The sequence below is a fragment of the Pseudomonas sp. CROZ-RG-20F-R04-15 genome, assembly GCF_022662375.1.
In the GTDB taxonomy this organism is placed as follows: Bacteria; Pseudomonadota; Gammaproteobacteria; order Pseudomonadales; family Pseudomonadaceae; genus Aquipseudomonas.
In genome coordinates, this window is sequence record NZ_JAKNQL010000001.1 from 640,178 (window position 1) to 653,875 (window position 13,698).

At 58.9% G+C, this 13,698-nt stretch carries 14 protein-coding genes and 1 pseudogene; 6 read left to right on the forward strand and 9 right to left on the reverse strand.

The genetic code is table 11. From position 1 onward, the window contains the following. Positions 1–66 precede the first annotated feature (66 nt). On the reverse strand, positions 67–531 hold the full coding sequence (locus L8H52_RS02870; RefSeq protein ID WP_242204755.1) for a DUF2269 family protein: 465 nt from the start codon (positions 529–531) through the stop codon (positions 67–69). Positions 532–630: 99 nt separating this feature from the next. Between L8H52_RS02870 and dinG the strand changes: the two genes are divergently transcribed. The 5 genes from dinG to pdxH all read left to right on the forward strand — a co-directional run bounded on the left by dinG (position 631) and on the right by pdxH (position 8,604). Then, positions 631–2,775: an ATP-dependent DNA helicase DinG gene (gene dinG, locus L8H52_RS02875; RefSeq protein ID WP_034154974.1), complete on the forward strand. Its 2,145-nt coding sequence runs from the start codon at positions 631–633 to the stop codon at positions 2,773–2,775. A gap of 95 nt (positions 2,776–2,870) precedes the next feature. Beyond that, entirely contained in the window at positions 2,871–5,351 is a 2,481-nt protein-coding gene (locus L8H52_RS02880; RefSeq protein ID WP_242204753.1) for a beta-galactosidase, read from the forward strand. 221 nt (positions 5,352–5,572) lie between these two features. Further along, positions 5,573–6,718 (forward strand): serine hydrolase domain-containing protein, encoded by a 1,146-nt coding sequence (locus L8H52_RS02885; RefSeq protein WP_242204752.1) that lies wholly within the window; start codon positions 5,573–5,575, stop codon positions 6,716–6,718. Between the two features lie 113 nt (positions 6,719–6,831). Then, positions 6,832–7,932 carry an OmpA family protein gene (locus L8H52_RS02890; protein WP_242204750.1) on the forward strand — a complete coding sequence of 367 codons (1,101 nt, stop codon included), beginning with the start codon at positions 6,832–6,834 and terminating at the stop codon, positions 7,930–7,932. Positions 7,933–7,956: 24 nt separating this feature from the next. Then, positions 7,957–8,604, forward strand: a complete 648-nt coding sequence (gene pdxH / locus L8H52_RS02895) for a pyridoxamine 5'-phosphate oxidase (protein ID WP_242204747.1) — start codon at positions 7,957–7,959, stop codon at positions 8,602–8,604. 5 nt (positions 8,605–8,609) lie between these two features. On the opposite strand, the gene L8H52_RS02900 is transcribed toward pdxH, so the two are convergent. After that, the gene (locus L8H52_RS02900; protein WP_093438753.1) at positions 8,610–8,846 is read right to left on the reverse strand and encodes a hypothetical protein; all 237 of its coding nucleotides are present in this window, start codon (positions 8,844–8,846) and stop codon (positions 8,610–8,612) included. Between the two features lie 168 nt (positions 8,847–9,014). Between L8H52_RS02900 and L8H52_RS02905 the strand changes: the two genes are divergently transcribed. Further along, positions 9,015–9,479, forward strand: a complete 465-nt coding sequence (locus tag L8H52_RS02905) for a glycine zipper 2TM domain-containing protein (protein ID WP_007969461.1) — start codon at positions 9,015–9,017, stop codon at positions 9,477–9,479. A gap of 63 nt (positions 9,480–9,542) precedes the next feature. Here the strand turns inward: L8H52_RS02905 and L8H52_RS02910 are convergent, their stop codons facing one another. The 7 genes and pseudogenes from L8H52_RS02910 to nhaA all read right to left on the reverse strand — a co-directional run bounded on the left by L8H52_RS02910 (position 9,543) and on the right by nhaA (position 13,512). Further along, the gene (locus tag L8H52_RS02910; RefSeq protein WP_242204746.1) at positions 9,543–9,776 is read right to left on the reverse strand and encodes a hypothetical protein; all 234 of its coding nucleotides are present in this window, start codon (positions 9,774–9,776) and stop codon (positions 9,543–9,545) included. A gap of 9 nt (positions 9,777–9,785) precedes the next feature. Beyond that, complete coding sequence (locus L8H52_RS02915; protein WP_242204744.1) at positions 9,786–10,040, reverse strand: colicin E3-like toxin immunity protein; 255 nt, start codon at positions 10,038–10,040, stop codon at positions 9,786–9,788. An 8-nt stretch (positions 10,041–10,048) separates the two neighbouring features. Further along, positions 10,049–10,180: pseudogene (locus L8H52_RS02920) on the reverse strand (colicin E3/pyocin S6 family cytotoxin); the annotation flags it as partial. Positions 10,181–10,308: 128 nt separating this feature from the next. Further along, positions 10,309–10,560, reverse strand: a complete 252-nt coding sequence (locus L8H52_RS02925; protein ID WP_242204741.1) for a pyocin S6 family toxin immunity protein — start codon at positions 10,558–10,560, stop codon at positions 10,309–10,311. Positions 10,561–10,570: 10 nt separating this feature from the next. Next, positions 10,571–11,764: an S-type pyocin domain-containing protein gene (locus L8H52_RS02930; RefSeq protein WP_242204739.1), complete on the reverse strand. Its 1,194-nt coding sequence runs from the start codon at positions 11,762–11,764 to the stop codon at positions 10,571–10,573. A 209-nt stretch (positions 11,765–11,973) separates the two neighbouring features. Further along, positions 11,974–12,243 carry a hypothetical protein gene (locus L8H52_RS02935; protein ID WP_242204737.1) on the reverse strand — a complete coding sequence of 90 codons (270 nt, stop codon included), beginning with the start codon at positions 12,241–12,243 and terminating at the stop codon, positions 11,974–11,976. Positions 12,244–12,324: 81 nt separating this feature from the next. After that, entirely contained in the window at positions 12,325–13,512 is a 1,188-nt protein-coding gene (gene nhaA, locus L8H52_RS02940; RefSeq protein WP_242204736.1) for a Na+/H+ antiporter NhaA, read from the reverse strand. Positions 13,513–13,698 lie beyond the last annotated feature (186 nt).

The window sequence follows — 13,698 nt, forward strand, 5'->3', positions numbered from 1 at the left end:
CCATTCAGTCCCCTCTCCCTCCGGGAGAGGGCTAGGGTGAGGGGCTTTTGATCTCAGTCCCCAGTTTCAGAACATCGGCCGAGCCGCAGCAATCGCCACCAGCACCAACCCGACAATCAGATTAAGCCCCACCACCCGGCGAATCCGCCCCAACACCGCCGCACCCGTCGGCCAGTCCTTCGTTTCCACCGCTTTACGCAACTCCGGCAGCATCAAGCCCTGAATCCGGATAAACAGCGCCGTCATCACCACATACAACCCCATCATCACCTGCACATATTTCGGCGCAGTCTCAAAGCCGACCTGCTGCAAATGCAACATGCCCACGCCACTGATCGGCAACAGGATCACCGCAACCCAGACCCAACGGAAAAAACCTTGAAACACTTCCACCCACAAGGTCAGTCGGGCAGGGCCGTCGAGGGCCTTCACAGCCGCCGGGCGCAGGACCATCCAGGCGAAAAACATGCCGCCGACCCACACTAATGCGGACAGCACATGCAGGGGGTAAACGAGGCTAAAAGGTGTCATTGGGGCACTCCGTTCTGCGCGGGATTAATTAGCGGGGTATGATAGCCGCCATCCGAAACCACTGAAAATTTATCCAGCGTTTTTTGCGCCCGAAAATTCATGATCAGCACTGAACTCAAAACCACGATCCAGGGCGCCTACTCGCGTTTTCTAGAGGCCAAGAGCCTCAAGCCGCGTTACGGCCAGCGCCTGATGATCGCTGAAATCGCCAAAGTCCTCGGGGATATCGACACCGATGACGAAGGCCGGCGCAGTGGCGACCCCGCAATTGTTGCGGTGGAAGCTGGTACCGGTACTGGCAAGACAGTGGCCTACAGTATGGCGGCGATCCCTACGGCCAAAGCTGCCGGCAAGCGTCTGGTCATTGCGACTGCGACCGTCGCGCTGCAAGAGCAAATCGTCTACAAGGATTTGCCCGACCTGATGCGCAACAGCGGGCTGAATTTCACCTTCGCGCTGGCCAAGGGTCGTGGCCGCTACATGTGCCTGTCCAAACTCGACATGCTCTTGCAGGAAGGCCACGCGCAAACCGCCACCGCCCAGCTGTTCGAAGAAGAAGGTTTCAAGATCGAGGTCGATGAGGCCAGTCAGAAGCTGTTCACCAGCATGATCGAAAAGCTCGCCGGCAATAAATGGGACGGCGACCGCGACAGCTGGCCGAATGCGCTGGAAGACGCCGACTGGGCGCGCCTGACCACCGATCACAGCCAGTGCACCAACCGTCATTGCCCGAACTTCGGCCAGTGCGCCTTCTACAAGGCCCGCGAAGGCATGGGCAAGGTCGACGTGATCGTCACCAACCACGACATGGTTCTGGCTGACCTGGCATTGGGCGGTGGCGCGGTGCTTCCCGATCCGCGCGATACCATTTACGTGTTCGACGAAGGTCACCACCTGCCGGACAAGGCCATCGGCCACTTCGCCCACTACACGCGCCTGCGTTCCACCGCCGACTGGCTGGAAACCACCGCGAAGAACCTCACTAAACTGCTGGCCCAGCACCCGCTGCCGGGCGACCTCGGCAAATTGATCGAACAGGTGCCGGAGCTGGCGCGGGAGATCAAGGCCCAGCAGCAGTTCATGTTCAGCGCCTGCGAGCAGGTCGCCGACTTCAAACCCGGCGAAGACGTCGAGGGCCGTGAGCGGCCGCGCCATCGTTTCGTCGCCGGGGTGATTCCCGAGCACATGCGCGAAATGGGCATCGAGCTGAAGAAGGGCTTTTCGCGCCTCAACGATCTGTTCACGCGCCTGACCGACCTGCTCAAGGAAGGCATGGACGGCGAGGTCAACATCGGCATCGCCAGCAATCAGGCGGAAGAATGGTATCCGCTGTTCGGCAGCCTGTTGTCCCGCGCTTCCGGCAACTGGGAGCTGTGGACCGCGTTCACCGCCGAAGACCCTGAGGACAGCCCGCCGATGGCGCGCTGGCTGACCCTCGCCGAAAGCGGCTCGCTGTTCGACATCGAGGTCAATGCCAGCCCGATTCTGGCAGCGGAAACCTTGCGCCGCAGCTTGTGGAACGTGGCTTACGGCTGCCTGGTGACCTCGGCAACCCTGACGGCGCTGGGCACCTTCGACCGCTTCCGCATGCGCGCCGGCCTGCCGAAAAAAGCCGTCACCGCCGTGGTGCCGAGCCCGTTCCATCACGCTGACGCCGGTGTGCTGCGGGTGCCGGATCTGAAAGCCGATCCACGCGATGCCGCCGCGCACACGGCAGCGATCATCCGTGAGTTGCCGGATCTGGTCGAAGGCTCGCGCGGCACGCTGGTGCTGTTCTCTTCGCGCAAACAGATGCAGGACGTGTTCGACGGTCTCGACCGCGACTGGCGCAAGCAAGTGTTCATTCAAGGCAACCTGTCGAAACAGGAAACCCTGAACAAGCACAAGGCGCGGGTCGATGGCGGTGATTCCAGTGTGCTGTTCGGTCTCGCCAGTTTTGCCGAAGGGGTGGACTTGCCGGGTGCCTACTGCGAGCACGTGGTGATCGCCAAGATCCCGTTCTCGGTGCCGGATGATCCGGTCGAAGCGGCGCTGTCGGAGTGGATCGAGGCCCGTGGCGGCAATCCGTTCATGGAAATCTCCGTCCCCGATGCCTCGCTGAAGCTGGTGCAGGCCTGCGGGCGTCTGCTGCGTACCGAAGAAGACCGCGGCACCATCACTTTGCTCGATCGGCGCCTGGTCACCCAGCGCTACGGCAAGGCGATCCTCAATGCGTTGCCGCCTTTCCGTCGTGAAATATCCTGAGACAACGGTGGGCAGTTTTGCCCACCGTGTTGTCTATCTCTCTGCCATCGCTTTTCCATTGGCCATTGTTGGTCGTTAGGGAGAACTCCGTTCTTATGATCCGCCGTTCGTTGCCTGCCGTATTCGCTTTGATCTTCGCCACGCCGCTGTTCGCGGCGCCTGCGGGTCAGCAGACCCTGTTCAACTTTGTCCGTCCTGCCGACGTGGTGAAAATCGCCACCGAAAACGCTGATCTGCCGCAAGCCAACGCCGAGCAAACGCCTGAAGGCGAAGTGCTGCGCCGGGTGACGTTCAACCCGGTGGCGCGCCCGACCTTGCGTCTGACGCCGCAGACCGGTGCGTGGGACTGGTCGCAGTCCGGCATGATGACCCTGCGTTTGCAGAGCGCAATGGACTGGGCTGTGACGGTCTACGTGCAAATCCAGAGCAATGACGGCCGCACACTGGTTAGTCGCGTCGACTTGCCGGCCGGCCCTGCGCAGACCTTGCTGGTGCCGCTGGTCGCGTCGACGCCGCTGAGTCAGGGCATGAAAGCCGGACCGCCAATGCCCATGACCGTCGATGGTCAGCGGATCCTGCTGGCCAGCAGCAGCGGCGAGATTGATCGCAGCCAAGTGGTCTCGGTGAGCCTGTCGATGGATCAGCCGAAAGTCGCCCAGAGCTTGCTGCTCGAGCGTTTCGGCGTGCAGGACGGTGATTCGGTTACCCAAGCGGTGTACGGCAATCTGGTCGATGCTTATGGGCAATCGACCCGCAGCAAGTGGCCGGAAAAAATCGCCAATGACGAACAACTGAAATCCGCCGCCGCCAAGGAACAGCAACAGCTGAAAACCTGGCTGGCCGAGCGCGAGAAGTCCTCGCTGGACAAGTTCGGTGGCTGGAACAAAGGCCCGGCGTTCAAGGCCAGTGGTTTCTTCCGCACCGAAAAACGTGATGGCCGCTGGTATCTGGTCACGCCTGAAGGGCATCCGTTTTACTCGCTGGGCGTGAACACCGTCAGCCCGCAGGTCAACCAGACCTACGTGGCCGGTCGTGAGTACATGTTCGAATCCTTGCCTAAACCTGAAGACCCGTTGGCCAAGCACTTTGGCGAGGGTGACAACCGTGGCGGCAACGGTGTTGATCAGGGCCGTGGTTATGGCAACGGGCGCTGGTACGACTTCTATGGCGCCAACTTGCAGCGCGTGTACGGTGAGCCGTGCAAAGCCGACAGTGAAAGCAAGTCCGGGGTAGCGGAAGCGGCGAAGTCTGCAGCCGCTGAAACGGCCGCCGTCCAAGCCGCCGAGCCTGCCCCAGTACCTGCCGAGCCGAAGTCCGGCGTCGCTGAAGCGGCCAAAACCGAAACCGTACAAGCGACAACAGAAAAAGCTGCCGAACCGTGCAAGGCCACCATCGATGAGCAACAGTGGGCCAGCCACACCCTCGATCGCCTGCAAGCCTGGGGCTTCAACACGGTCGGTAACTGGAGTGCCGATTCGCTGAGTGATGCAGATCGTGTGCCGTACACCTTGCCGTTGTCGATCGTTGGCGACTACACCAGCATCAGCACCGGCAGCGACTGGTGGGGCGGCATGCCAGATCCGTTCGATCCGCGTTTTGCCATGGCTACCGAGCGCGCCGTCGCTATCGCTGCCCGCGATCACCGCGACGATCCGTGGCTGATCGGCTACTACGCCGACAATGAACTGGCGTGGGCCGGTCCCGGTGACGATCCGAAATCCCGTTACGCGCTGGCTTACGGCACGCTGAAAATGACCACCGATGTACCGGCCAAGCGTGCCTTCCTCAAACAGTTGCGCGACAAGTACCGCAATCAGGCCGGGCTGTCGAAGGCTTGGGGCATCGAGCTGTCGGCGTGGGAATTGATGGAAGACCCGGGTTTCGTGCCGCCGCTGCCGAACCCGGAGCATCCGGAAATCGAGGCGGACTTCAAATACTTCCAGAAGGTTTTCGCCGATACCTACTTCAAAACCATTTCCGATTCGCTGAAATGGCATGCGCCGAACCAGTTGCTGCTTGGCGGCCGTTTTGCCATCAGTACCCCGGAAGCCGTGGCGTCCTGCGCGCAGTATTGCGATGTGCTGAGCTTCAATATGTACACGCTGAAACCGCAGGATGGTTATGACTTTGCTGCGTTGGGAGCTTTGGACAAACCGGTAATGATCACCGAATTCAACTTTGGCTCAGCGGATCGTGGCCCGTTCTGGGGCGGCGTCACGCAAGTGGCCAAGGAAGAAGATCGCGGCCCGGCTTACGCCAACTTCCTCAAACAGGCCTTGAGCGAACCGTCGATTGTCGGTGTGCATTGGTTCCAGTATCTGGATCAACCGGTGACCGGGCGTCTGCTCGATGGCGAGAATGGTCACTTCGGGTTGGTCGGGGTGACGGATCTGCCGTATCAGGGTTTTGTCGAGACAGTGCGCAAGAGCAATTTGCAGGCGATTGAGCAGCTTGGCAAAGAGGCTGAAAAAGCGGCCGCAGCGGCGGGGCATGAGGCTGAGGGTGGCCGCAAGGGCGAGGCCGGCAAAGGGCCGGGGGCAGGGCATGCCGGTGGGCATTCCGGCAATGGTCACTGAGTCCTGAGGCACCGCGTCATCGTTCTTCGCGAGCAGGCTCGCTCCCACAAAGATCTTCCGTGATACACCGATCCAGTGTGGGAGCGAGCCTGCTCGCGAAGGCGTCAGCCGCCTCAGCGAGATTTCTGAAATAACCGTCTGGCCCGCAGCTGTTCCCAAATCCCTCAAGGGCTGGAACAATGCGGGCCACTTTGTAGAGCGTTTTCGCGGGGGAGTTGCGGGTGCAGATTCAGGGACATTACGAGCTTCAATTCGAAGCGGTGCGCGAGGCTTTCGCGGCACTGTTCGACGATCCCCAGGAACGCGGCGCAGCCCTGTGCATTCAGGTCGGTGGAGAAACCGTCCTCGACCTCTGGTCCGGTACTGCCGACAAGGACGGCGCCGAAGCCTGGCACAGCGACACCATCGCCAACCTGTTCTCCTGCACCAAAACCTTCACCGCTGTCACCGCGCTGCAACTGGTCGCCGAGGGCAAGTTGCAACTGGACGCTCCCGTCGCCCGCTACTGGCCGGAATTCGCTGCTGCCGGCAAAGAATCCGTCACTCTGCGCCAATTGCTCTGCCACCAGGCCGGTCTGCCGGCGCTGCGCGAGCTGCTGGCGCCGGAAGCGCTGTATGACTGGCAAACCATGGTCGATGCCCTCGCGGCAGAAGCACCATGGTGGACGCCGGGTACTGGCCACGGTTATGCCGCGATCACTTATGGCTGGCTGATCGGCGAATTGCTGCGCCGCGCTGACGGTCGTGGGCCGGGGGAATCCATCGTTGCCCGCGTGGCCAAGCCGTTGGGCCTGGATTTTCACGTCGGTCTGGCTGACGAAGAATTCCACCGCGTCGCGCACATCGCTCGCGGCAAGGGCAATGTTGGCGATGCCGCCGCGCAACGTCTGCTGCAAGTGACCCTGCGCGAACCGACTGCCATGACCACCCGCGCTTTTACCAACCCACCTTCAGTGCTCACCAGCACCAACAAACCGGAATGGCGGCGCATGCAGCAACCGGCGGCCAACGGCCACGGCAATGCGCGCAGTCTGGCCGGTTTCTACGCGGGTCTGCTCGACGGCAGCCTGCTCGAAAGCGACATGCTCGAAGAGCTGACCCGCGAACACAGCCTCGGCGAAGACAAGACACTGTTGACCCGGACCCGTTTCGGTCTGGGCTGCATGCTCGATCAACCGGACGTGCCTAATGCCACTTATGGCCTCGGCCCCAAGGCGTTTGGCCATCCGGGCGCGGGCGGCTCCATCGGTTTCGCTGATCCTGAGCATGATGTTGCCTTCGGTTTTGTGACAAATACCCTTGGGCCGTACGTCTTGATGGATCCGCGCGCGCAGAAGCTCGCGCGGGTGCTTGCCACTTGTCTGTAAAGTTTCATCCGAGGTCCCAGGGTCGGAACCTCAAGCGGTTTTTCGTTTCAAAACGGCTGTTTATCCGGGCGAAAATGCTCTGATTTTTCATTACTTCATTTTGTGGATTTTCAATGTCATCTAAAAAGACCCTCGCCCTGGCCCTGTGTGTAGCGATCACCGGTTGTGCACAGACCCCAAAAAACGATGCGGGCGGCGGCAGCTGGTGGCCGTTCGGCTCTTCCGACAAAGTGGCAGCCAAGGAGCCGGCTCCGGCGCCTTTGAAGCCAGCGGCGACTGCACCGGTTGCCAAAACTGAAAGCAGCAACCCTTGGTACTGGCCGTTCGGTTCCGATGATGAAGCCGCCAAGGCTGACATGAAGGCAGAAGTAGCGCCTGAAGCCAGGAAACCGGTCGCCGTGGCCAAGGCTGATGCCGACACCGGCAGCAAATGGTGGTGGCCGTTCGGCGGCAAGGATCAGCCGACCACTAAAGCGGTACCGATGCCCGATCCGAAAGTCACGCAAGCCTGGCTTGACGACTACGAGCCGCGCCTGCGTGAAGCGGTCAAGGACAGCAACCTGCAACTCGAACGCCGTGAAAACGTGCTGGTCGTGACCGCGCCGGTTGAAGGCTCGTTCAACCCGGACCGTCCTGCCATGTTGCTGCCGGTTACCCTCGGGCCGTTCACCCGCGTGGCGAAAATTCTCGAAGCCGACCCGAAAACTGCCGTCCTGGTTTTGGGCCACAGCGACTCCAGTGGTGCCGCGCCCGCCAACATCAAGCTGAGTCAGGAGCGTGCCCAGGCCATCGCGGCAATCTTCCGTCTCAGCGGTTTGCAGCGTGATCGTCTGATGTTGCGCGGCATGGGTTCGGAAGCGCCGCGCGCCGCCAACGACAGCGTTGAAGGTCGTGCCCTGAACCGTCGTGTCGAACTGCTGGTCACTCCGCAGAACACCATGGTTGCCCTGTTGAGCAAATACAACATGCCAGCGCCGAAGCCGGTGACCATGGTCGCGGCGCAGGACGTCAAGCCAGCCGCCAAACCGGTAACCCCGGCTCCTGCGGCGAAAAAAGCCGCTGTGCCGGCAACCAAAAAGGCTCCGGCCAAGAAAGCCGCTGCCAAAGCACCAGCTAAAAAGGCCCCGGCCAAGGCTCCAGCGAAGAAAACCACACCAGCCAAAGCCGCCGCGACCGACAAGAAAGTCGCCGCGACCGATACCACCAAGAAGTGATCCGCTAACGAAAAGGAATGCGCCATGACCCAGGCTCTGGCAGATATGCGTCGTGATTACACCCGGGATGGTCTGACCGAGGCGCAAGCTCCGGCCGAGCCGTTTGCGTTGTTCCACCAGTGGTTCGCCGACGCGGTGAAAACCGAACAGGCGCCGGTGGAAGCCAACGCCATGACCCTGGCTACGGTCGACAAGGATGGGCGCCCGCACTGCCGCATTCTGCTGCTCAAGGGCCTGGACGAGCAGGGCTTCACCTTCTTCACCAACTACGACAGCGCCAAGGGCCAGCATCTGGCGGCCAACCCGTTCGCCGCCATGACCTTCTTCTGGCCAACCCTCGAACGCCAGGTGCGCATCGAAGGGCGGGTGGTGAAGGTCACGCCTGCGGAGTCCGATGCGTATTATCAGGTGCGTCCGCTGGGCAGCCGTCTCGGTGCCTGGGCATCACCGCAGAGCCGGGTGATCAACGGGCGCGGTGAACTGGAAGATTTGCTCAAGGCCACAGAACAGCGTTTCTCCGACACGCAACCCGACTGCCCTGAACACTGGGGCGGTTATCGCTTGCTGCCGGAGCGTATCGAATTCTGGCAGGGCCGTCCGAGCCGTCTACACGATCGCCTCAACTACCGCTCACAGGGCGCCGACTGGATTCTTGAACGTCTGGCACCTTAAGCAGTCTACCGAGCGGGATAGCCTGCCGCAGCGGCCTCCAGCCACTTCGGCAGATCCCGGCGCTTGATCTTCTGCATCTGAGCATTCGCTAACTGTTCGAGCATGAAGGCGCGTTTGCCTTCATCCTTGCCCGCCAGTGACAACGCCAGGTCGCGATCCATCCAGCGTTTGATCCGCACGTACAACCACCAATGGAAGTACAGACCGGCGGCCGTGGTGACGACGATGATGAAGTAATCCATGAAAATCCTTGGTGTCCGTGGCGCAGAATCGGTAATTTGGCGCTACTGTTGGGAAACCTTGCAGGCGTCTGTACCGCGCCTGAATGAAAGCCAATTTATCCGGGCGGCGTCGTGACAGGCGTCAAGCCACGGAGTTTAATGAATATATGTTCCTTTGGAGTTGATGCTATGCGTAAGTCTGTTCTGCTGGTTGCTTCCTTTTCCACGATGGCGATGTTGCTTACCGGCTGCCAATCGAGCCTGACCGGTGACTCCTACTCCCGTGACGAAGCGCGTCGCGTGCAGACGATTCGCATGGGCACCATCGAATCCTTGCGCCCGGTGAAAATCGAAGGCACCAAAACCCCGATCGGCGGCGCCGCAGGTGCGGTGGTCGGCGGCGTCGGCGGCAGCGCCATCGGCGGCGGCAAGGGCAGCATCGTTGCTGCGGTCATTGGTGCGGTGGCGGGTGGTCTGATCGGCTCTGCGACCGAAGAAGGTCTGACCCGTACCCAAGGTGTGGAAATCACCGTACGTGAAGATGACGGCAGCATGCGTGCCTATGTGCAGCAGGTTCAGGAGAATGAAGTGTTCCGCGTTGGCGAACGCGTGCGCATCTCCACCGTTGGCGGGACCAGCCGCGTTTCGCACTAAGCGGAATGCAGGGTAAAGAAAACCCCGATCAGGTGACTGGTCGGGGTTTTTCTTTATTGTGTTTCAACGTCCATTACACGTCAGTTGGAAAGTGTACTTCGAATCGACGACATTCTTCCCGATCAGCTTCTCCAATGAGGCAAGCTGATCATTTGAGAGGTCGTAACCCTCCCAGCCCTGCTGCTTGGAAGACCAGTTCATGATAGCTGCCAGATTCTCATCACATCCTGGAGGCAATTCCTCTTCAAAAACGAGAAACTCTGTTTTCCTATCGAATGCTTCAATCCTATAAATCATAAGAGACCGTCACCAGACATCGCTGTAGTCAAAAGAGATCTGATAATCGTAAGTTTTGAAGACGATGCCATGTTGAAAATACGGCTGTATGATTGGAATCCATTCTTCGGAAACATTGAAACCGCCATTGTTTATGTTGTTTTCCACCGGTATTCCCAAGGCATTCAAAACGCCCTCATCATCGCCTAAATCCTTGGAATACTCTTCGCCTTCACACAGATCAGTTTGCTTGTCGTACCACTCTAGCCTCAGTTTTAATCCCATCATCAACCTCACAAATATTTTTTTCTGATGCTTCTTTCATCTTTCGCATCTTCGCGTCGCTCTCCTGTAAAAGGGTCAAACGCGCCTAGGTGAGTTCCGTCACTTGCTCGGTAAACCTCCAACTCTCCGTGCATCGTGTTTCGCGTTGGTGAGCACGTACGCTTTCCCGCCGTTGGCGGAACCAGCCGAATTTCGCACTAAGCGGGAACGAGCGATAAAAAATAACCCCGATCAAGTTACTGGTCGGGGTTGTCTTTTTTACTTCAAGTCAGTAATCAGCACATGTGCCCATAAAAAATTCTAAACCCTTCGGGAAGTTAACGTTTAGAAGGGTTTCCAGCGCAGCTACTTGATCTTTGCTCAATAACAACTCCCCAGGTTCCAGTTCGCTGAGGGGCTTGGACTCGATGAGCTGAGCGACTTTTTCATTTAACTCGCTTCCGGTGATATCCAGCTCGAACTGCAAAGAGTTATCTTGAGCGTCATCAGGGTAAAAACCGGTTATCGAAAGGTAGCGCATGTATCAATCCTTAATTTCTGGAGGTTTTTCTGTCCGGTACTGCAGGCCCGGTTTGTTCACCCGTCAGGTGATTGAATTCGCCCAAATGAGTTGTTCCCAATTTGTCGTATTTTTCCACAGCGTTACTTTTGTAATCCCATTCATAGATTCGACCTTTGCGATCTACCCACCGTGCTCGCTGCTTTCCACCACCTTTGACCGATGATTTCGACTTTACTCTAACCGCGTCAGGGAAGGCCGGTAGTGTCTTTGGGTGGCCGTAGTAAACATGATCGCGAGCCCGGCTTAAAACGATGTAAACTGGCCGAACCCCGGAGTTCGGGGGAAACACCAGTATGAAATCTTTGTACTCCGGCGGATAAACCGGATTCACCAGCATCCCATCCGCCGCTTTCGTCGGCGGATAAACCCAGATGTGCGGTGCCTGCGGTGCAGCCTCCAGCGCAGGAATGCCGAGGATGTCCGAGCCATCCACAGCAGGCGTCCAGATCAGCTCTACGCCTTCACCCAAGTCAGCAATGAACTGGCTGCCACGCAACTTGAACTGCACGACATCAACCATTTCCCAATCGCGATTCTTGCCGGTGTAGAAGCCATAGCCCTTCAGGCTGCCGTCGGCCTGCTGTTCGACCCTCAGCCGAACACGCGTTCGCGCCTGTTCAAGTCCACGCAGTTGCTCGTCGGTATAGAGTGCGCTGTCACCAAGGTTCGAGGGCATGAGCAGCGCTACCAGGGTCACCAATGGCGTGACCACTGCGGTGGATATAACTGTGGGCAGTGCTTTGAAAGCCGAACCCGTCAACGCAAAACTGCCGAAGCCTGCCGGGATGGCCGTTGCGCCGATTTTCTTGAGCGGAACTGCGCCGCTTTCATCGGCCTCACGCTCGCCCAGCAGAATCAGATCGCCGTAATCCTTCAGGCTGTCAGTCGGCACCATGCCCGAAGGACTGGAGTAATCGATAATCGCATCCGGCAATTTGCAGGACTTGGCAAATACGCAACCGGCACGCACGGGCTCGGCTTTTTTGACCGCAACTTCACGGCTGCGCTCGAAAGCCTCCTGCCGTGCCAGCATGGTGTCGTAAGCGTTTTGTCTGGCGTCGCGCTCGGCCAATTCCGTGGCCGTCATGTAGCGGTAGGTAACGTGATGCCCGTCGCCTTGCGGTGGGTTTTGAACCCGGGGGATGTCCTTGTTGCCAGCCACTGATCGTCCTTTCGTTCATCCGTCGACAGCCCTTCGCAAAGGGTTGCGCAACGTTAACGAAGCAGGAAAATGATGGCTGTAGGACGCGTCTCTAACGACGTGGGGATTAGTCGCTATGTATCAATTTCCAAGCAAACGTGGGGGAATTTGTTGATTGAAGTCTTTTTTCTGAGTCGTTCGGCCTGCGACTATCCATATTCTCGGTGTGCTCAACAAGTAACCTGTTTCAAGGATTTGTTGATGTGCAGGCGAGTTCCACGTTTCAGGTTTCCGTAATCACCGAGTGCGCGCATAGCAACAGAACTCTCGGCTGTCACTTCAAACAGGTGACCACCTTTGGCCACGAGGACTGCAGCGCCATTGGCGAGCGCAATCTTATAAGCGTTGCTGAATGCCTTCCGAGCGATCTCAGGAATCCGCGATTCCTGAACTGAAATCTGATCGTCCGTCAGTGGGTGCTTTTCTGCTTTACGTGACATAGGTGACTCCGGAAACGGTGCTGAGAAGGTTCAGAGCCAAGCCCCTCTATAGAGAAGGGCTTTGATTTTCTAGGAAGCGTTTCAGACGTTTTGCAGAGTGCTCCGGCGACTCGCCGCCGCCGTCACCGCATAACCAATCAACGCCGCCAGAATCGACCCAGTCAAAATGCCCATCCGGTCCATCCCTGCGTAATCGCTTACGCCCGGTTCAAACGCCAGCGAACCGACGAACAGGCTCATGGTGAAGCCGATACCGCAAAGGATCGCTACGCCCATGACCTGGCCCCAGTTGGCGCCTTGGGGCAGGGTGGCGATGCCAATCTTCACGGCCAGCCAGGTCAGGCCGAATACACCGACGGTCTTGCCCAGCAGCAGGCCTACCGCGATGCCCATTGGCACGTGGTGAGTGAAGCTTTCGACAGTGACACCGCTCAGCGACAGGCCGGCGTTGGCGAAGGCGAACAGCGGCAGAATGCCGTAGGCCACCCACGGGTGCAGCGCATGTTCGAGGGTCAGCAACGGCGACGGCTCGGCATTTTTCGTGCGCAATGGAATGCAGAAGGCCAGAGTTACGCCCGCCAGCGTGGCGTGGACACCGCTCTTGAGGACGCAGACCCAGAGAATCAAACCGATGATCATGTACGGCCCAAGCTTGACCACCCCGAGCCGGTTCATCGCCACCAGCGCCGCGATGCACGCAGCCGCCAGACCCAGCGAGAGCGTCGAGAGTTCGCCGGAGTAGAAGATCGCAATGATCACGATGGCGCCGAGGTCATCGATGATCGCCAGGGTCATCAGGAACAGCTTCAGCGACACCGGCACGCGCTTGCCGAGCAATGCCAGCACGCCGAGGGCGAAGGCGATATCGGTGGCAGTGGGGATCGCCCAGCCGTCGAGGGCTGCCGGATTGTCGCGGTTGAGGAACCAGTAGATCAGCGCCGGCACCAGCATGCCGCCGATCGCGGCCGCACCGGGCAGGACGATCTGTGAAGGCTTCGACAGTTGGCCGTCGAGGACCTCGCGTTTCACTTCCAGGCCGATGAGCAGGAAGAACATTGCCATCAGACCGTCGTTGATCCACAGCAGCAGTGGTTTAGCGATTTTCAACGCACCGATCTGCGCCACCACCGGGGTGTCGAGCAGGCCGGTGTACAGCCACGACAGTGGCGAGTTGTTGATAATCAGGGCGAGGACAGCAGCGGCGATCAATAACAGACCGCTGGCAGCTTCCAACTGAAAGAAACGCGTGAAAGTGCTACGCAGAGGCAAGGTCGCTCTCCATCGAATTCGTGAAAAAGGTGGGACACCCTAACCCGTACTGTTAGTTGTTAAAACAAAAGTTATATTCTTTTTTGTTATATGTCGTTACAAGGTGTCTGGCTCAAGCCACGCTGAGCCTAGCAGTTGCCTGACATATTGAGACTCAGCTGTATCTGTGCGCGGTATCGGAATTTT